Consider the following 18,511-nt stretch of genomic DNA (forward strand, 5'->3'; position numbering starts at 1 on the left):
TGTTGGGTGAAGCCCGCTAAGACTTTAATGCTGGTCAGGAGAACGTTTTAACCCTGCTGAGCAGATCGTTCCGGTTGTCGTTTGTAATCGGAATCTCGATCTCGTTGATCATCACATGCACATAGTCAATCGCGGTAATTGCATTCAGATTGATGATGAATGATTTATGAACCCGGAAGAACACGTTTGCAGGGAGCTGCTGAAGCATGTTTTTGAGTGTTTCCCGGATCGTGTATTTTTTGTTCTTTGTGTGCAGTTCAAGGTAGTTATCGTCGCTGCGGATGTAGAGTATATCTGCAAGCTGGATCTTTGTGAACATCTGTTTTTCCTTGATAAACAGCGCATCCTTGATCACAGTGGTATCCTCTTTTTCTTTGTTTTTACTTTCGCCGGCCAATGCAGCAAGGCGGTAATTTTCCAGCGCCAGCTTCACGGCTGTATATACGGTGATTTTCTGAAACGGTTTTTGCAAAAATGCGTGCGGTGCGGACTGCAGGGCTGCATTTACTACGGCAATGTCGTCGTGGCTGGACAGGAAAAGAAATGGTATGCCGAGATTTTCCCGGATGTGATCAGCAAGATCGATACCGGTCTGGTACCCATTCAGGTTAATGTCAAGAATCGCAAGGTGAAAGATTCTGGAATTGAGCATTTCTACCGCAGTAGCATAGTCGGAAGCAATGTCATTGGCCTCATAGCCAAATCCATTCAGGAGAAATTGGAGGTGTCTGGCAATAATAAAATCGTCCTCAACAATTAGAATGTTCATTTTGTCAAATTGTACTCAACGCACTTGGCGAATCGTGACCGATAAATCTTTAATAGACAGGGCTTACTCGCTGGACTTGAAATAGTATGCATTCAAGTACGAAATAACTTGTGATTCGGATTCCCCAATGCGTACTAGTCTTACAATTCTCAGCTTTGCAAGATATTAAAATAAATATAAAATCGATTCTCGCACAATGACTTATAAATTTTGTAGAGATATTTCGAATAAATGGAATTCAGTGCGTTTTATGGCGACCAGTAAGTATGAAAAGCAAGGTTACCAAAGCGAGTCCGCCGAAGAACCAGAGACTTAATGCAGGATTGTAATAGATGATTGCCACAAGGCAAACGCCCGAAAGCAAGAGCGCGACCGCGGGAAAATAGGGGTATGCAGGTACTTCGAAAGGTCTTTCGAGCGCAGGTTCTTTTCTCCGCAATGAAAACAATGCAGCCATACTGATCATATACATAACCACTGCACCTAATGCTGCCAAAATGATTACCTGATCCGTCGTCCCCAGCAGCAAAGCGGCGCACCCGGCCACTCCCCCGGCGATCAGCGCCCAGTGCGGCGTTTGGAAGCGCGCATTTACCTGGCCCAGAAAAGAAGGGAGATACCCGCTTCTGGCCAGTGCGAAAATTTGCCGAGAATAGCCGATTACCGTTCCGTGAAATGAGGCGATCAGCCCGAAAAGACCAAGGCTGGCGAATAGCTGCGTGAGCCCGCTGTCACGACCCAGGACAATGCCCAGGGCGGCAGGCAACGGATAATCGATCTCACTCAGCGACTGCCAGGGAGCGATGCCGCCGGTTACGATCATCACTGCCAGCGCAAGGACCACAAGCGTAAGGATGCCATAAATGTAGCCTCGCGAAATGGTGCGCCTGGGATCTTCCACTTCTTCGGCTACCATTGCCACGCCTTCAATCGCCAGGTAAAACCAGATCGCGAATGGAAGTGCGGCAAAGACGCCGGGCCAGCCAAACGGCATCGGGTCTGTGACGTAAGTCTCGTAAGAAAAGTGCGGGGCAATAATGCCGATGTAGATCAACAGCTCGGCAACAGCGAGCAGGGTTACTACCAGAGAAAAGGTAGCCGATTCTTTTATCCCCAGTAAATTGATCATAATGAAGATCAGGTAACACGCAAATGCAACGTGCAGCACTTCCAGCTGCGGGTACAGGAAGTGGGAGTAGCTGCCCAATGCAAAAGCGATGGCGGTAGGTGTTACCAGAAACTCGACCAGCGTGGCATAGCCAGCTATCAGCCCGCCCCACCAGCCAAATGCGCGGTGTGCGTACGAAAACGGCCCGCCAGCCTGGGGAATGGAGGTTGTCAGCTCGGTGAAGCTGAAAATGAAGGTAACGTACATCACTGTTACCACCAATGTCGCGATCAGAAAACCGATCGTTCCTGAAACTCCCCAACCATAATTCCAGCCAAAATATTCACCTGAGATAACCAGTCCGACCGCGATCGCCCAAAGGTGGATTGGCTTTAAAACTTTTTTAAGAGCAGCACTTTGTACGGAGGTCATAGGGTTCAGGTTAGTTGTTCAGGAGCTATCTCGGGGCATTGCGCAGGTAGTCGCCCATTTTCCTGACCTTGTCGGTGTTCAGGTAGTCGACATGCATGGACATGAGCGTGCGCCAGGAATTGATATTGTCTGGTGTGGCCCAGATCCTTACTTTTTTGCCCATATCGTGAACCTGGCTGATCATTTTCATCAGGTTTTTCTTTTCTTTTTCCGGAAGCGGGCCTTCGCCATTCCAGCGCGAATATTTCTGGAATGCCTGACTGATCAGTCCGATTCTCCGCAGCTGCGCAGGCGTATAGGTAATTTCGGGCCGACCGTCGAAATAGATAAATGCGGGATAGTTTTCGAATGTGGCGGGATCAGGCACATTTCCGCTGATCACAATTTTGACAGAACCTTCGGGCGCAAAAATGGCTTTATGCGGTTCCAGCTGCCTGATCAATGCGGCCAGGGTTTCTTCGCCCGGCGTTTTCAGGTCGATGAGCAGTTGCATGGGCATATCCCCGGGATAGATCTTACCCCCGTTTTTGCCAGCCTGTTCCAGAATGGGTTGAAGGTAAAGCGCTGCGAATGTTCTTTTGGGATTGATCTCCTTTATCTCATGCGCTACGTAAAGGCTGTCCCGCACAAGATACAGATCCGCCTCGATAGAGCCGAACTGCTGTTCATAAGCATCGAAGAAGGGTTTACGGCGCGTGTAATCATTGTGTGAATGCGCCTGGGCGGTGGTGTAAGCTTTGTTTTTTTGTGCGAATGTAAAAGGGGCAACGAATGCAAAAAGCAGGAACGTAAAGGTCAGTTTCATGTGGCTGGTGCGGAATGGGTAAGCTAATATCAGATCGAGAACACAATCTTCTTCGGTTTGATTTATAAAGCAAGAATTTTCTTCTGAAATAAGGGGCTATTTCAAACAAATTTGCAATGAAGTGCGCAGATGAGCTGAGAATATCTTTATTTTAGCCCAACTTATCGCATTCCGATATAGGTAAATCAGCTCCTGCATGAAACAAAATTCTTCTCTATTCCGGAAAAAAACGGTTGAACAAATTCTTAAAGACGCACATACCAATGAAGGTGGATTAGCAAAAATCCTGGGAGTGAGGGACCTGGTATCGCTTGGAATTGCAGCAATCGTGGGAGCAGGGATTTTCAGTACCATTGGTCTGGCCAGCTTTAATGGCGGCCCCGCCGTTTCACTTCTTTTTGTTTTCACTGCAATTGCATGTGTATTCACTGCATTGTCTTACGCACAGTTTGCAAGCACGGTTCCTGTATCCGGTAGTGCCTACACGTACGCATACGTCGCTTTTGGCGAGCTCTTCGCCTGGATTATCGGCTGGGCGCTTATCCTCGAATACGCGGTGTCCAATATGGTCGTCGCCATTTCGTGGTCGGAGTACTTTGTGAGTATGCTCAAAGGTTTCGGGATTACGCTGCCGGGCTGGCTCACGATCAATCAGGAAAGTGCGTTTGAAGCATATACCAAGCTGCAAACTGCCGGAGCAGCGGAGTTGTCGAGCTACGAACAATTTGCTGCTTCTGCCTACGAGACTGCCCCACGCATCGGCGACTTTGCGATCATGCTTAACCTGCCCGCCGGACTGGTTACATTGCTGATCACCGCGCTGGTTTACATTGGTATCCGCGAGTCGCGCACAGCGAGCAATATTATGGTGGTGTTGAAGATAGGAGTAGTGCTTCTGGTGATCCTGGCAGGTGCGTTTTATGTGAAACCTGAGAACTGGACTCCTTTTGCACCCAATGGAGCGAAGGGTGTTTTAAGCGGAGTAGCCGCCGTTTTTTTTGCATTTATAGGTTTTGACTCCATTTCCACCACCGCGGAAGAATGTAAAAATCCGCAACGCGATATGCCGCGGGCGATGATCTACTGTCTGGTGATTTGTACCATTCTATATGTACTGATTACACTGGTGCTGACGGGGATGGTCAATTACAAAGAACTGAAAGTAAGTGATCCGCTTGCATTTGTTTTTCAGCAAAACGGGCTCGACTTCATGGCGGGGGTTATATCAGTGAGTTCTGTTATCGCAATTACAAGCGCATTGCTGGTGTACCAGCTGGGCCAGCCGAGGATCTGGATGACCATGAGCCGCGACGGTTTGCTGTGGAAACGGTTTTCCAAAATCCACCCGAAATACCAGACACCCTCATTTGCCACGATTGTTACCGGCTTTGTAGTGGGTATCCCTGCATTGTTTTTCAAGATGGATTTCTTCGTCGACCTGACCAGCGTGGGTACATTCTTCGCATTCATTCTCGTTTGCGGCGGCGTTCTTTACCTGGATCATAAAGGCATTTCGGCGCAATCTAAATTCAGGGTACCTTACCTGAATGGAAAGTACCTTGTCGGGTTGTTGTTTGTGATTGCAGTAATTGGTCTGGCGTTATACGGACAGGAAGTAGTTGCAGAATGGGACACACTTTCCGGCGCTGAAATCATCGAGCACAAGCTGCTGACGATTATTTTCTGGATTACCTGGGCGGTTTTATCAGTGATGAGCTTCAAACATAATTTTTCAATACTGCCGGTAGCAGGTATCCTGACAAACCTGTACCTGATGACCGAACTAGGCTCTTCCAACTGGCTGATCTTCGTGATCTGGCTGGCGATCGGGCTGGTGATCTATTTCAGCTACGGATACCGCCGGAGTAAACTAGCCGCTCAGTAACTTTATAGTTTTTCTACTTTCAGCTTGATCCGGTGAACTTCTTTCTGACGCATGCTGTCGAGCGAAGGTCCGGGCTCCAGTGCTGAAAGTATGAATCTGTATTGCTGGCCGGCGAAGTTTTTGTCAAGTGTATCCGTCAATACAAAAGGCGTGTTAGTGCTGTCTTTCCGGAAAAATCTGCAATCTCCGAGACACATCTTGACGTGCTCACTGATCCCACCTTCTGTCGTCACGCCCGATAACAGCAGGTCTACCTGCGCATTGCCCGCCCAAACACAATTTGCGCCTTCGGGACAGCGGCTGTCTTCGTAAGCAAAGAAAGTCAGGGTAGCCTTCGGTACATTGTTAATCGTAATCGTTTCCTTGTACGAGATGTACTCGTCTTTATTGATGGAATTATCCTGGCAGGAAAGGATAGTGACTAAACCGGCGATCAGGAAGAGAAGCTTTTTCATTATAAACCACATTTAGTTTTCTGAAAGACCTGCAAAACCTGTAAATGGTTGGAAGTAAATGGCGCGGCGTCCGGTTAAATAATGAGTGTGAAAGTAGTCCCTTTTCCCACCTCGGAAGTCACATTGAGCTGACCGTTATGCTGCTGTAAAATTTGGCGCGAAAGACTTAATCCAATACCTGATCCAGTCTTTTTGGTTGTGTAAAAAGGAATGAAAATGTTCTCGATCGCCTCTGGTTCGATACCGTCCCCATTATCAGCTACCTCGATCATCACGGTATTGTCGGTCTGGTAGGCGGTGAGTGTGATGAGCCGGTCGGTTTGGGCCGAAAAAGCCTCCGAAGCATTTTTGACGAGGTTAATTAAAACCTGCTGGATCTGATCTGCATCGGCTTTGACCATCAGGTTCTCCGGCTTCACAGAAAGTTTCCATAAAACACCCGACTTGGTGAGGTCTGTCTGGAGCAGCTGCAACACTTCCTGCAAAAGCTCTGCAACACTGTGGCTGGCGAAAACAGGTTTGGGCAGCGTTGTAAAATCGCGGTAAGCATTTACAAACTGCATCATACCCTTGCTGCGTTTTTCGAGCGTAGATAATGCCTCTTTCAAGTCATTAACTGCCTCCTGGTCGCTGGTCGATTTTTCAATATCTTCATTCACAATCAATCGCATGGTACCTACCAGCGATACGATCGGCGTCATGGAATTCATGATCTCGTGGCGTAAAACGCGCGTCAAGTTTTGCCAGGATTCAACTTCCTGCTGCTGTAATTCAGTTTGAATATTTTGTAAAACCACAATCCTGACCCACATACCGCGCAGCTGGATCGCCGCACCCTGCAATGCAAGAGGTTGGTCTGACGGAGTACGGTACAATTCCCGCACGCCGCTGTTCAGGTTGGAAAGCAGCTCGTAAAGGCGCGGATGCTTGTCTTTCAGCTCCACAAGCTGGTGTAGCCGGTAAATACCGAGCATGCGCAAAGCTGCATTGTTGATCAGGTTCACCTGCCCCGTACTGTCAAAAGTGATCAACCCCGTACCGATATGCTGCACAATGGTATTCAGGTATTGAAGGTTCGCTTCCTTTTCTGCCCTTGCCTGACGAAATGCGTGCAATACCTCATTGAACTGCTGGTTGAGCTCCTTGAAAGTACGCCCCATCTTATTGTCCGACCTGAAATTGATCGTAAAGTCAGAGTACCGTACCGATTCCAGGAAATAGGTGAGCTTCCTGTTTACATTGGTTACATACTGATACAATAGTGAAGCCTGCACAAATATGAAAATGGTTCCGAGCACATACACGAGCATTTCATTGGTATGCCTGGCAGCAAGCCACGCTAGAGCAATCACGCTCAGGATAATGATCGCTATCCTGATCATGATCATAATACTAAAGTGCCGAAGTCCGATCATTTTGTAGGGCCGGGGTAGGAGGGTTAATTTTCAAGAATGTTCTGCGGAACACCCGACATTTCGCTCAATATATATTTTTCCAGCGAGCTGATTTTATAATGCGCCATATCAAATTTCGGATCTTTGAAAACTTCCGCAGCAGGAACCGAAATGGTCACCATTCCCGCAGCATGCGCCGACCGCAGCCCGGCGTGAGAATCTTCAAATGCAATGCATTCTTCCGGCAGTACGCCCAGTTTTTTGGCGGTGGTCAGGTACACAGCCGGGTGTGGTTTGGTGAATTCTTCGAGCTCTCCTGAATGCCAGGTATCAAAGTATTCCGTGATATTCAATCTTTCCAGTACGCCTTCGATCAGGTCCATGTGTGAAGCGGAAGCTACTGCCAGCTTCAAACCTTCGGCTTTAAGCGTTTTGAGCAGTTCAATCGCGCCAGGCATTGCCTTTGCATTGTTGAGGATCAGCGTATGTGCCTTTTCCAGGATCTCTTTTTCAAGCTCTTCGAATGAAGGGGTGTTCCAGGGTTGGATTTTGTGACAAAAATCAAGGAAAAGCTTGATCGACAAACCTGTGGTCTGGAGTTTAAGTGCGTCAGTAATTTCAAAATTTACTTTTTTCATTACTTCATGGGCCGCCTGGTGCCACATTGGCTCTGAGTCGATCAGGAGGCCGTCCATGTCAAAAATTGCTGCTTTGATCATATTTGGGTTATTGTAAATGCGAAATCGGGTTGGTGATTGGTTGAGAATTGTTTTTTAATAACTCCTTAAAACTACTACTTTCGTAAATAAGAATGGCTTTGGGGGTGTCCAAAATAAGGACTGAGATTTATACCCTTTGAACCTGAAACAGTTGGTACTGTCGTAGGAAAAAGCGTGCGCGATCATGTGATCTGCAATACCTTACAAAAAGCCCGCCAATGCGCGGCCGCTCCCTCCATTTGCCCATTCGTTTTTTAACAAACACCGTGCTATGGACTTTCATCTTGAACAAAATCTCACTCAGCTGAGGAATACTGCGCCGCTCGTGCACAACATTACCAATTTCGTGGTGATGAACTATACAGCCAATGCATTGCTGGCAGCAGGTGCATCGCCGGTAATGGCGCATGCAGTTGAGGAAGTGGAAGAAATGGTGTCGATCGCCGGCGCGCTCGTTGTGAATATCGGTACCTTATCGGCACCGTGGGTGGCAGGTATGAAACTGGCGATCCGAAAGGCTTCCGAACTGAACAAACCCATTGTGCTGGACCCCGTGGGTGCAGGCGCTACCGGCTACCGGAATCAAACTCTTACAGAATTACTGGAACTCGCATCTCCTGCCATTATCCGCGGAAACGGGTCTGAAATACTCGCATTGGCAGGCGCTAACATCCGAACGAAAGGCGTCGACAGTACCGCCAGTTCTATGGACAGCTTCGAAGCAGCGCGCGCATTGAGCCGTCAGTTTGGCTGCGTCGTCAGTGTGAGCGGCGCCACCGATATCATCGTTAAAGGAGAACAAACTGCCTACATTTCCAACGGCGTCGCGTTGATGACGAAAGTAACCGGAATGGGCTGCTCCGCCTCTGCGATCGCAGGCGCCTATGCGGCGATTGCTGCCGATCCTTTTGAAGCAGCTGTTTCTGCTGCAGCAACAATGGGCGTTTGCGGCGAACTTGCTTACCGCCATGCAAAGTTGCCCGGCTCTTTCCAGATTGCTTTTCTGGATTGCTTGTCAGATATTACGCCGGCACACCTGGCTGAGCTGGCCAGGATCAAATTTTCTGAATCATAATAAAAACAATGAATGCACCTGAAGAAAACGTACAGCTTTACCTGGTCACAGACGAGGCCGCCTGTATGGGACGCGATTTGTACTGGGTAGTGGAAGAAGCGGTACAAGGTGGAGTTACAATGGTGCAGCTGCGGGAGAAAACGCTCTCTACGCGTGCCTTTATCGAACGTGCCAAAAGGTTGAAGGAAGTTTTGCAACCCTATAATGTACCGCTGATCATCAATGATCGGGTAGATGTTGCCCTTGCAGCCGATGCAGACGGTGTGCACGTGGGACAAAGTGATATGCCCTACGAAATCCTGAATCAAATGCTGCCCGCCAGCAAGATCATCGGGCTTTCGGTTGAAAGTGAAGCCGATTTGATCGAGGCAGCGCAATGGGATCTATCATACCTCGGATTAAGCCCGCTTTATGCAACTCCCACCAAAACGGATACAAAAAGTCCCTGGGGAATAGAGGGGCTGCGCCGGGCCGTCACGCAGAGCAAACATTCACTGATCGCGATCGGCGGTATTAATTTCATGAATGCAGAGGAGGTGATCCGGAATGGTGCGGGCGGCATTGCCGTAGTATCCGCGATCTGTAGCGCGACTTCCCCTTACGAGGCCGCATTCCGGCTCAAATCGATCATTCTGAATACCACAGCAGGCGCACCTGAACAAACCTGACGATACCTACCAAATCCACAACCACCAAATGACCCGATACCCCACAGTCCTCACGATTGCCGGCTCCGATAGCGGAGGTGGCGCCGGAATCCAGGCCGACCTGAAAACAATTGCTGCATTAGGCGCCTACGGCGTATCCGCGATCACCGCACTCACTGCCCAGAATACGCAGGGTGTAAGATCGATCCACGCAGTACCGCCTGCTTTTCTGAAAGAACAGATCGAAGCGGTGTTTGACGATATTGCTGTTGATGCGGTGAAGATCGGGATGGTCAATACCATTGAAGTGGCGCAGGTAATTGCAGAAATGCTGGAACGTTACAAACCCGGGTTTGTGGTTTTTGATCCGGTAATGGTCTCCACAAGCGGTTCCAGGCTGATCCGCGAAGAAACGGTGGCTGTGCTCTGGGAAGAACTATTCCCGCTTGTCCATTTAATCACCCCTAACCTCGACGAAGCACGTATTCTGATTTCGGAAAAGATCGATTCTGTTGAAGCGATGAAAATGGCGGCCGAAGAAATGGTGAGCAGAGGCTGTAATGCGGTGCTCCTCAAAGGCGGGCATCTTGTGGCGCCCGTTTTGTCAGACATTTTTGCCCGGAAAGATCAGGATACCCTAATTCTCGAAAGCAGCTATATCGACAGCCGGAATGTGCACGGGACAGGCTGTACTTTGTCTTCGGCGATTGCCGCATTTGTTGCCAATGGGAACTCTGTTCCGGAATCTATCATTTTTGCCAAAGAATACATTTCCAGCGCGATCGAAGCTGGTAAAGATGTAACCACAGGCCATGGACCCGGTCCGCTTAACCATTCTTTTTCTCCCATTCCCATGCAGTTGATATGATCAAGTTTACCGACCTGCTCTGGGAGCGTGCATTGCCCATTTACGAGCAAATACAGGCACACCCGTTTAACCAGGAGCTGAAAGCGGGGACTTTACCGCTGGATAAGTTCAAATATTACATTTACCAGGATTCACTCTACCTCGCCGATTTTGCCAGGGCGCTCGCCGCCACAGGCGTGAAAGCAGGCAATAGCCACGAGCTGCTGGACTTTCTGGAATTTGCACAAAACGCGATCCTCGTCGAACGTGCGCTTCATGTCAGCTATTTCAATGAATACGCGATCGATTACCAGAGCGGAAAAGGGCCGGGCTGTTTTGCCTATACCAACTACCTCCTGGCGACCAGCGCATTTGAACCTTACGAAGTATCAGTAGCTGCATTACTGCCTTGTTTCTGGATATATAAAAAGGTCGGTGACTACATTTACGCCAATCAAACCACACCAAATCCTTACCAGAACTGGATCAATGCATACGCCGGCGAAGACTTCGCGCACTCGGTCCAGAAAGCACTCAACATCTGCAACCAACTGGCCGAAAACGCCTCAGAACAAACCCGCAAGCAAATGATGGAGGCATATCTCACAGCAACGCGGATGGAGTTGGAGTTTTGGGCGAGTGCTTATGGGGTTGGCATTTAGGTGTATTTGGGGGAGGAAGGATGAAGGAGGAAAGGGAGGAAGGCTTCCCTTTCCTCCCTTTCCTCCTTCATCCCTTTCCTCCACTAAATCATTTCTCTCCCAAAAAAATAGGGTAACGCTTAGCCTGGTTGTCAATGCTGAAACAACCAGCTATGAAAAAGTATATCTTCACGATGATTGCCGCTGCTTTTGGGGCGGGGGCTTTTGCGCAGCAGCTTGCGCAGACTGTCAAAGGACGCGTTCTTGACACTGAATCACAGCAGCCTGTTATAGGTGCCAATGTGATTATCACCTCACTTAATCCCGTACAAGGTGCAGCCACCGATGCAGAGGGGAACTTCCGGATTGAGCATGTGCCGGTGGGAAGGCACGCATTCAGAATTACTTCTGTGGGGTATGATGATGCTTTTTTGCAGGAAATAGGAGTAGGGTCCGGGAAGGAAGTGGAGCTGAATATCAGGCTCACAGAATCTTTCCGCGCATTGGACGAGGTCGTTGTAAAGGCACAAAAGGAGACCGGCGCCCCATTGAATGATATGGTGAGCGTGAGCGGAAGGTCGTTTACAGTTGATCAGACTAAAAGATTTGCTGCTTCCGTCAACGATCCGGCAAGAATGGCGCTGTCTTTTGCGGGCGTATCCACCACAGACGACGGCGGCAATCTGATTATCATCCGCGGTAACAGTCCCAAAGGTTTGTTGTGGAGAATGGAAGGGGTTGAAATTCCGAACCCCAATCACTTCGCTTCCGAAGGTACCTCGGGCGGCGGCGTAAGTGCATTGAGCGCGAATGTGCTGGGTAACTCCGACTTCCTGACTGGTGCATTCCCCGCTGAATATGGCAATGCAACGTCCGGCGTTTTTGACCTCAAACTCAGGAAAGGCAACAACGAAAAGCGCGAGTATGCATTACAGGCAGGTGTACTAGGTCTTGATTTTGCTGCCGAAGGTCCGATCGGGGCAAAAGGCGGTGCATCTTATCTTGCCAACTACCGGTATTCAACGCTGTCTATCCTGAGCAAGTTGGGTGTCACGATGGGCGATGCCGTCAATGATTTTCAGGATGGGGCATTCAAGGTATACCTGCCTTACGATGAAAAAGCCGTGGTTTCGGTCTGGGGAATGGGGGGTATCAGTACTTCCACGGTTAATAATGACGATATCAAAGAAAAGTTTACCTCCAACCGCGGGATGCTGGGGGTGAATTACCTGCGGTATCTCAACAGCCGGTCTTACATGGAAACGATTGTTTCCTACGCGGCTACCAGGCAGACCGGCGATTTTCTGGATAAGGAAAGTCAGGACGTTTATCAGCAGAACTTTATCAATCAGACCCTGCGCGTGTCTTCCTTATTCAATGCAAAGCTGAATTCTCGGAATACGCTCAGAATCGGTGCGATCATCAACCATCTGGACTTCAACCTTTTTGACCAAAATAATGAAGACGGACCTTTTGTAAAGAACCTGGACCAGAAAGGAAATACGCAATTGTTCCAGGCTTATGCACAGCTGAAATCAAGGTTATCACCCAATGTGACTTTGAATGCAGGCTTGCATGGTATGTTACTGGGACTGAACAACCAGTACGCTATCGAGCCGAGACTTGGGATGAAATGGGCAGTTGCGCCCCGGTCGACAATTAGTTTAGGCGCGGGGCTGCATAGCCGGACAGAGTCCATTTCCACTTATTTTGTGCAGGTAAAAGCGATCGACGGACAAAGTAACCTGGTGAATAAAAACCTGAAACTGATGAAATCGGCGCATTTCGTTGCGGGTTACGAATTCAGGCCATCGGTAAGCTGGCGCGTGCTCGCGGAGACTTACTACCAGCACCACTACCACATTCCGATCGGGCCGCCTAACACCAACTCCCCATTTCTTTTACATAACTCCATGCTCAATGAGATAGACGGGTTCGTAAACGATTCGCTGGTAAGTGCCGGAAAGGGCAGGAGCTACGGGCTGGAAGTGACGATCGAGAAATCTTTGACAGCCGGCATTTACCTGATGAGCACTACTTCCCTTTATCAATCCAAATACACCGGACGTGACGGCATTGAGCGCAGTAGCCGTTTTAACGGACAGTTTGTTCAAAACCTGCTCGCAGGAAAAGAGTGGAAAGTGGGTAAAAACAAAACCAACATTTTTGCAGCAAACATCAAGCTGCTGGCCGCCGGTGGAAATATGACCACGCCGGTTGATCTTGAAAAGTCAAGAAAAGAAGGCCGCACCGAGCGTGATTGGTCGCGGAGTTACTCCGAGCAGCTGCCCCATTATTTCAGGACCGACCTGCGCGTGAGCTATACTAAAAATAAAAAGCGCACAGCTTCCACCATTTCGCTTGATTTACAGAATGTAAGCAACCGGTTAAATGCATTTGACAGGTATTATGATAAAAAGGAAGACCGTGTGAAGCTGATCACGCAGGTAGGTTTGATCCCGGTGCTCAACTACCGCCTCGAATTCTAGTAAAAGAGTCAGCAGCTTCCCATGCAATGGAACGGTTGTTTTAGTTTTTTGTAAAAAATGATTTTGATAGACAAACTAAAACAATCATGGAAAAGGATTTTGAAAATAAGGATGCAATAAAAAAGCTTAAATCACTGGCCGAGGATATCCGGTTTTGTATGTACACCACTTATAAAAACGATAGGATTGACTCCCGTCCGATGACCACGCAGCAGATTGACGAGCAGGGAAACGTATGGTTCTTTACAAACCGCAATTCTGAACTCGGAGATACATCCAACCATGGAGAAGGCGTTACGCTGATTTATGCGGACCCTAAAAACAACACTTACCTGAGCATTTCAGGGAATGCAGAGCTGGTCAACGACGAGCAGAAAAAGGATGAACTCTGGAATGTCATGTCCAAAGCATGGTTCCCGGAAGGAAAAGAGGATCCGGACCTGGTATTGCTTCGGGTGATCACGGAGGAAGCTGCCTATTGGGATGCAACATCTTCGAAAATGGTCGTATTCTTCTCGATGCTGAAAGCGGCACTTACAGGAACAACGCCCGAAGGTGGCGACCACGGAAAGCTGAACCTGGCTTAATACCGTATATCTTTCAAAAAGAAGTGCTGACTGGCGTTAAGCTGGCCAGCATTTCTTGTTATCTATAAGTAACCTCAAACACCCATGAAAAACAACAAAATCCTCGTCTATATCCTTGTTTTTGCACTCTTGATCGCTGCCGGCTGGGCTGGCTGGCATTTTTACAAAAAGGAAAATGAAAATCCGGTTTCCGGTTTGAAGCCGCGGGTTGAGATGGGAATCGGGCACATTTCCAATATTACGGACAGTACGATTGACCTTTCATTGCAATTGCTGGTACACAATCCATTGCCCGTCGAGCTGGACATGAAGGGTTTCGAGTATTTTGTTGAAATGAATGGGGTCAAGATTATTGAAAACGAATACTCCAAGCCGTTACTGATCAAATCCCGCGACAGTACGATGGTAATGCTGCCTTCCCAGCTGAAAATCAAAGCACTCAAACAGGAAGGTAACTCGGAAGCAAAGCGTGGCGAAGACAGCGCCGACTATCATTTTGAAGGTACTTTTGCATTGAACAAGCCATTTTTGGGTAAAGATTCGGTTACACTTTCAAAGGATAAGAGACTGCCTCTTTATCGCCTGCCCAAAGTGGAAATTGTCGATTTTGACATTACTAAATTCCGCCTCGGGAACTCAGATGTGACGCTGCAATTGAAGTTTTCAAACCAAAATCCCTTTCCCGTTCAGTTTGAAGATCCTTCCTATGTAGTTAGTCTGGGCAGTCAGGAGCGACTGGCTGAGGGTAGCGTAAAAGGAGCGACCAAGATCAAGGGAAAAAGCAGCGAGATCTATCAGATCCCGCTTTCGGTAGATATGGGTAAGTTTTTGAAAGCAGTAGGGCAGGTGATTACGAAAGGCAAGTCAATCCCTTTTACACTTTATTTTAAAAGTAAGCTGGTGTCCGATAACGAAATTTTCAAGAAAAGTGACGTGAATGTCGTCGTTGACGGAACCTTGAAGGATATTGAAACCGTAAAGAAAAACCTGTCCAAATAGCAAGCGCTATTTGGACGCGGTAAACCAGACGGTCATTTCATTCGCGCCGCGGTTGGCCCAGGCGTAATACGGGATCAGCGTTACATTGTCCTGCGACTTCAACACATTCAGTCCGCCCAGCATATCCTTCCGGAACTCGGGAGTAAATGCCTGGTCGGGCTTGATTTGCAGAGAAAGTGCTTTGCCATTGTTATCGTGGCCTTCTGCACAGTAAAGTACCGGTCCGCGCTCAATAGCCACTTTGCCCTGATTTGATTTGATATTTTCGTTGGATACCACTTGTCGCACAGGCATATCCATCGTCACCTCTATCACATCGCCTTTTTTCCAGGTTCTGTCGAGCTTTACATAACCGTTTACAGCAGCTACTTCGCTCTTTTTGCCATTAATCAAAATGCTGACAGGCTGCTTTGCAGGTGAAGTGTAGGTATATAAGTTACCCGGAATCGCCCGTCCGGTTGCCCAGCCCGGAATACGTACCGATATCGGAAATGCGGCTGCTTTTTCGGGAGATACCGTAATTTTTACTTTTCCTTCCCAGGGATAATTCGTTTCCTGCACCAGCTTTACGGCAGCTCCATTTACGGAGAGCGTCGCGTCGTTCCCCGCAAAGAGATTTACAAAAACCTCATTGTTCTTCACAGCATATATGTAACCCGGCATAGACGGGAGGAATCGGGATACATTGCTCGGGCAGCAGGCAGTGCCAAACCATTCGCTCCGGATCGCCGCGGTACCTTTGCCAAAATCGTTTTTTCCATTGGATGACATCGGATTGACGTAGAAGAACTCATTGCCTTTGACCGATATCCCACCCAGAAATCCATTGTAGAGCACACGTTCGAATACGTCCATGTACTTGCTGTCACCCGAGTTAAGGTACATTTTGTGGTTCCATAGCATATTGGCAATTGCCGCGCAGGTTTCCTGGTAAGCATTGTCGTTGGGAAGCACATAAGCTTTGTCAAATGCTTCGCCATCCTCGCGCGCCCCCACGCCGCCGGTGATATACTGCTTTTTAAAAGTAGCATCTTCCCAGATCGTATCGAGCGCTTTGCTATACGCAGGCTCATTCTCGACCATCAACATATCCGCCACGGCTGCATACAGGTACTGCGCGCGCACCGCGTGGCCCACAGCTTCGCGCTGCCTTACAAATGGTACCTGGTCCTGAAAATAGGAGGGGCCGAGCTTGTGTTCGTCCAGAAACAATGTGCGCTTATCTGAGCGGCCGCGCATTGCGATGAAAAATTTGGAGAGTTCGAGGTATTCTTTTTTGCCGGTCGCGTGGTACAGGCGGATCAGTGCAGTTTCCGTTTCCTCGTGGCCAGGGACTACAACCAGCTGTCCGGGTTTTGGGCCAATGGTTTTGACAAGGTGATCAGCATTTTTAGTAGCAACATTCAGCAGGTTTTTCTTGCCGGTAGCCTGGTAGTGTGCAACAGCCGCTTCATAAAGGTGCCCCACATTGTAGAGTTCGTGGCTGCCATTTTCAAAAGAATAACGGTATGGTCCCGCGATCCAGTCGTAAGAGCCCGTCGTGTCTTTGTTGATTGTACGTATAGTGTACAAATAACCATCAGGCTCCTGAGCAGCTGCGAACAACGTGATCAGACTGTCGAGATAATGGTCTAGTTTGGGATCGTATTTGTTTTGTAAAACGTAGGAAGCTCCCTCCACCACTTTAAAAACGTCGGAGTCGTCGAACCTGGCGCCCCTGAATTTTCCCTTCTTCAAGCCGCCTGCAACTGCAAAATTGTCAAACCGGCCTGATTCTTCGCATTGGTGTAATGCATGCGGGATTGTGGTATTCCGCGCTGTTTCCAGCCTTTCATGCCAGAAGCCGGTCGTTGTTTTTACATTTTTAAGAGGGACCGGTTTGAGCTGGGTAGTTTGGGCAAAAATGGATATGGATAAAAAAGATAATAGGACCGTCGAGAAGTATTTCGTCATTTTTGGTGGTTTTGAAGGTAGTTTTCTTCGTGGATTCATTTACCAATTCTGTAAATAAACATACCAGCAATGGCACGAAACTGCTCTGTTGCTTCCTTCAAACCCGTCTGACCAACTTACAATCCGTACTTCTCCATTCTCCGGTACAATGCGGCGCGGCTGAGGCCAAGCTCGCGGGCAGCATCGGTAATATTTCCATTGAAACGCTTCATTGCTTTCACGATCATCGTCTTCTCCATGTCTTCGAGATCGAAGCCGGTAGCGGTTGTGGGTTGTCCGGCTGAGCTTTTCAGGAAGAGATCGTCGGGCTGTAATGTTTTTTCCTGCGACAAAATCACCGCCCGCTCAACTGCATGCTGCAACTCGCGGATGTTACCGGGCCAGTTGTACTGCTGCATTTTCTTGATCAATGCACTGCTGATATCGTTAACTGGCCGGTTGTACTTTTTAGCGTATAATTTAAGGTAATAGTCAGCCAATGCGCTGATATCTTCCGGACGTTCGCGCAATGGAGGAAGGTCGAGCTCAATGGTATTGATCCTGTAAAGCAAATCCTGGCGGAATGTTTTTTCAGTAACCATTTTCTCGATATTCATATTGGTAGCGCATATCAGGCGCACATCAAGCGTAATGGGCTTGTTGGAGCCCACGCGCGTCACCCGCCTTTCCTGGATTACAGTCAGCAGCTTCGCTTGCAGGGGTAAGGTAAGGTTACCTATTTCATCCAGGAATATAGTCCCTCCTTTTGCCTCTTCAAATCTTCCTGCCCTGTCCTCCTTCGCATCAGTAAACGCGCCTTTCACGTGACCGAAGAGCTCGCTTTCAAAAAGAGTTTCACTTAATGCACCGAGGTCAACTGCTACAAAAGGTTTGTCTGCCCGCTTGGAATGCTGGTGAATATGCTTGGCAAGCTGGGTTTTACCAGTTCCGTTTTCACCGAGAATTAACACGTTTGCATCCGTTCCGGCCACTCGTTCCGAGGTGCTCAGCAGCTGGCGCATGATTTCGCTGGTCGCTACAATGTTATCTGACGATGATTTTGCCTTCTTGGGATCTTCCTTGGATTTTTCTTCCTGAACAACAGCGGGCTTGTCTTTCCCGCCTTCGAGTGCCACGGCGATCGTCGCGAGCAGCTTATCGTTTTCCCAGGGTTTGAGGACGAAATCAATTGCGCCGGACTTGATCGCGCGTATTGCCATTTCAATGTCGCCGTAAGCAGTGATCATGATCACCTTCGCTGCCGGGTTGATATCAAGTATCCTGTCGAGCCAGTGAAAACCTTCGCGGCCACTGTTCACGTCACGCGTGAAGTTCATATCCAGCAGGATGAGGTTATAGTCACCGTTGGTAACCAGGAACGGCAGTTTCTGCGGATTTTTTTCGATGTCTACTGCTTTTGCGTGGCGTTTTAGCAAAAGTTTGGCGGCACTGAGTACGTCCACATCATCGTCAATGATCAGGATTTTGGCTTCGGAGAGTTGCATGGCTGTGCTAATTGCCGTTGACTTAAGTCGACGGTTATGGATTAGTTTGCAGTTGCTTTTGGCAACTGATTTTTATTGTGCGGTAAGTTAGTTGATACAATTTAGAATTCTATTTCCCGGCTTGCCAAAAACTCAGTATTTTGAGCTTTAACACTAAAAAACAGGCTTGTCCGCAGCCGAACAAAAATGTCCGATAACGAACATTGGAAGTACTTCATTGAT

16 protein-coding genes and 1 riboswitch are annotated in these 18,511 nt (G+C 48.4%); of the genes, 8 read left to right on the top strand and 8 right to left on the bottom strand.

Annotated elements, in window-relative coordinates; genetic code table 11:
- Positions 1-34: 34 nt before the first annotated feature.
- The 3 genes from AC1XTG_RS16695 to AC1XTG_RS16705 form a co-directional block, all read right to left on the bottom strand.
- Positions 35-769, bottom strand: a complete 735-nt coding sequence (locus AC1XTG_RS16695; protein WP_484842712.1) for a LytR/AlgR family response regulator transcription factor — start codon at positions 767-769, stop codon at positions 35-37.
- A gap of 238 nt (positions 770-1,007) precedes the next feature.
- A complete protein-coding gene (eat, locus tag AC1XTG_RS16700; protein WP_484842713.1) occupies positions 1,008-2,309 on the bottom strand; it encodes an ethanolamine permease in 1,302 nt (433 codons plus the stop codon).
- A gap of 25 nt (positions 2,310-2,334) precedes the next feature.
- Positions 2,335-3,114: a phosphatidylinositol-specific phospholipase C/glycerophosphodiester phosphodiesterase family protein gene (locus tag AC1XTG_RS16705; protein WP_484842714.1), complete on the bottom strand. Its 780-nt coding sequence runs from the start codon at positions 3,112-3,114 to the stop codon at positions 2,335-2,337.
- A 196-nt stretch (positions 3,115-3,310) separates the two neighbouring features.
- Between AC1XTG_RS16705 and AC1XTG_RS16710 the strand changes: the two genes are divergently transcribed.
- On the top strand, positions 3,311-4,999 hold the full coding sequence (locus AC1XTG_RS16710; RefSeq protein WP_484842715.1) for an amino acid permease: 1,689 nt from the start codon (positions 3,311-3,313) through the stop codon (positions 4,997-4,999).
- Positions 5,000-5,001: 2 nt separating this feature from the next.
- Here the strand turns inward: AC1XTG_RS16710 and AC1XTG_RS16715 are convergent, their stop codons facing one another.
- The 3 genes from AC1XTG_RS16715 to hxpB form a co-directional block, all read right to left on the bottom strand.
- On the bottom strand, positions 5,002-5,454 hold the full coding sequence (locus tag AC1XTG_RS16715; protein ID WP_484842716.1) for a hypothetical protein: 453 nt from the start codon (positions 5,452-5,454) through the stop codon (positions 5,002-5,004).
- Between the two features lie 74 nt (positions 5,455-5,528).
- A complete protein-coding gene (locus tag AC1XTG_RS16720; RefSeq protein ID WP_229238558.1) occupies positions 5,529-6,842 on the bottom strand; it encodes a sensor histidine kinase in 1,314 nt (437 codons plus the stop codon).
- Positions 6,843-6,892: 50 nt separating this feature from the next.
- Positions 6,893-7,567 carry a hexitol phosphatase HxpB gene (hxpB, locus tag AC1XTG_RS16725; RefSeq protein WP_484842717.1) on the bottom strand — a complete coding sequence of 225 codons (675 nt, stop codon included), beginning with the start codon at positions 7,565-7,567 and terminating at the stop codon, positions 6,893-6,895.
- A 90-nt stretch (positions 7,568-7,657) separates the two neighbouring features.
- A riboswitch (TPP riboswitch) is annotated at positions 7,658-7,753 on the top strand.
- An 85-nt stretch (positions 7,754-7,838) separates the two neighbouring features.
- On the opposite strand from hxpB, the gene thiM reads away from it, so the two are divergent.
- From thiM to AC1XTG_RS16760, 7 genes are all read left to right on the top strand, one after another.
- Entirely contained in the window at positions 7,839-8,642 is an 804-nt protein-coding gene (thiM, locus tag AC1XTG_RS16730; protein WP_484842718.1) for a hydroxyethylthiazole kinase, read from the top strand.
- 8 nt (positions 8,643-8,650) lie between these two features.
- Positions 8,651-9,310: a thiamine phosphate synthase gene (gene thiE / locus AC1XTG_RS16735; protein ID WP_484842719.1), complete on the top strand. Its 660-nt coding sequence runs from the start codon at positions 8,651-8,653 to the stop codon at positions 9,308-9,310.
- A 28-nt stretch (positions 9,311-9,338) separates the two neighbouring features.
- Positions 9,339-10,157, top strand: a complete 819-nt coding sequence (gene thiD / locus AC1XTG_RS16740; RefSeq protein WP_484842720.1) for a bifunctional hydroxymethylpyrimidine kinase/phosphomethylpyrimidine kinase — start codon at positions 9,339-9,341, stop codon at positions 10,155-10,157.
- Positions 10,154-10,798, top strand: coding sequence for a thiaminase II (gene tenA / locus AC1XTG_RS16745; RefSeq protein ID WP_484842721.1), 645 nt, complete (start codon positions 10,154-10,156; stop codon positions 10,796-10,798). The genes thiD and tenA overlap by 4 nt, the downstream gene beginning before the upstream one ends.
- Before the next feature lie 152 nt (positions 10,799-10,950).
- Positions 10,951-13,266: a TonB-dependent receptor gene (locus AC1XTG_RS16750; protein ID WP_484842722.1), complete on the top strand. Its 2,316-nt coding sequence runs from the start codon at positions 10,951-10,953 to the stop codon at positions 13,264-13,266.
- Between the two features lie 86 nt (positions 13,267-13,352).
- Positions 13,353-13,853, top strand: a complete 501-nt coding sequence (locus AC1XTG_RS16755) for a pyridoxamine 5'-phosphate oxidase family protein (protein ID WP_056281098.1) — start codon at positions 13,353-13,355, stop codon at positions 13,851-13,853.
- Between the two features lie 84 nt (positions 13,854-13,937).
- Entirely contained in the window at positions 13,938-14,852 is a 915-nt protein-coding gene (locus tag AC1XTG_RS16760) for an LEA type 2 family protein (protein WP_056281100.1), read from the top strand.
- 6 nt (positions 14,853-14,858) lie between these two features.
- Here AC1XTG_RS16760 and AC1XTG_RS16765 read toward each other — a convergent pair whose 3' ends face one another.
- Both AC1XTG_RS16765 and AC1XTG_RS16770 read right to left on the bottom strand, forming a co-directional pair.
- A complete protein-coding gene (locus tag AC1XTG_RS16765; protein ID WP_484842723.1) occupies positions 14,859-16,805 on the bottom strand; it encodes a glycoside hydrolase family 127 protein in 1,947 nt (648 codons plus the stop codon).
- Between the two features lie 116 nt (positions 16,806-16,921).
- Positions 16,922-18,289: a sigma-54-dependent transcriptional regulator gene (locus AC1XTG_RS16770; protein ID WP_484842724.1), complete on the bottom strand. Its 1,368-nt coding sequence runs from the start codon at positions 18,287-18,289 to the stop codon at positions 16,922-16,924.
- Positions 18,290-18,511 lie beyond the last annotated feature (222 nt).

Source organism: Dyadobacter sp. HNCC25DJ183 (genome assembly GCF_056895175.1).

What these genes read in the sequence shown, in the direction of transcription:
- AC1XTG_RS16750 (WP_484842722.1), top strand. Translation starts at nt 10,951, where the DNA reads ATGAAAAAGTATATCTTCACGATGATTGCCGCTGCTTTTGGGGCGGGG.
- AC1XTG_RS16770 (WP_484842724.1), bottom strand. Translation starts at nt 18,289, where the DNA reads ATGCAACTCTCCGAAGCCAAAATCCTGATCATTGACGATGATGTGGAC.
- AC1XTG_RS16705 (WP_484842714.1), bottom strand. Translation starts at nt 3,114, where the DNA reads ATGAAACTGACCTTTACGTTCCTGCTTTTTGCATTCGTTGCCCCTTTT.
- AC1XTG_RS16710 (WP_484842715.1), top strand. Translation starts at nt 3,311, where the DNA reads ATGAAACAAAATTCTTCTCTATTCCGGAAAAAAACGGTTGAACAAATT.
- AC1XTG_RS16695 (WP_484842712.1), bottom strand. Translation starts at nt 769, where the DNA reads ATGAACATTCTAATTGTTGAGGACGATTTTATTATTGCCAGACACCTC.
- AC1XTG_RS16720 (WP_229238558.1), bottom strand. Translation starts at nt 6,842, where the DNA reads ATGATCATGATCAGGATAGCGATCATTATCCTGAGCGTGATTGCTCTA.
- thiD (WP_484842720.1), top strand. Translation starts at nt 9,339, where the DNA reads ATGACCCGATACCCCACAGTCCTCACGATTGCCGGCTCCGATAGCGGA.
- AC1XTG_RS16755 (WP_056281098.1), top strand. Translation starts at nt 13,353, where the DNA reads ATGGAAAAGGATTTTGAAAATAAGGATGCAATAAAAAAGCTTAAATCA.
- eat (WP_484842713.1), bottom strand. Translation starts at nt 2,309, where the DNA reads ATGACCTCCGTACAAAGTGCTGCTCTTAAAAAAGTTTTAAAGCCAATC.
- AC1XTG_RS16765 (WP_484842723.1), bottom strand. Translation starts at nt 16,805, where the DNA reads ATGACGAAATACTTCTCGACGGTCCTATTATCTTTTTTATCCATATCC.
- hxpB (WP_484842717.1), bottom strand. Translation starts at nt 7,567, where the DNA reads ATGATCAAAGCAGCAATTTTTGACATGGACGGCCTCCTGATCGACTCA.
- AC1XTG_RS16715 (WP_484842716.1), bottom strand. Translation starts at nt 5,454, where the DNA reads ATGAAAAAGCTTCTCTTCCTGATCGCCGGTTTAGTCACTATCCTTTCC.
- thiE (WP_484842719.1), top strand. Translation starts at nt 8,651, where the DNA reads ATGAATGCACCTGAAGAAAACGTACAGCTTTACCTGGTCACAGACGAG.
- thiM (WP_484842718.1), top strand. Translation starts at nt 7,839, where the DNA reads ATGGACTTTCATCTTGAACAAAATCTCACTCAGCTGAGGAATACTGCG.
- tenA (WP_484842721.1), top strand. Translation starts at nt 10,154, where the DNA reads ATGATCAAGTTTACCGACCTGCTCTGGGAGCGTGCATTGCCCATTTAC.
- AC1XTG_RS16760 (WP_056281100.1), top strand. Translation starts at nt 13,938, where the DNA reads ATGAAAAACAACAAAATCCTCGTCTATATCCTTGTTTTTGCACTCTTG.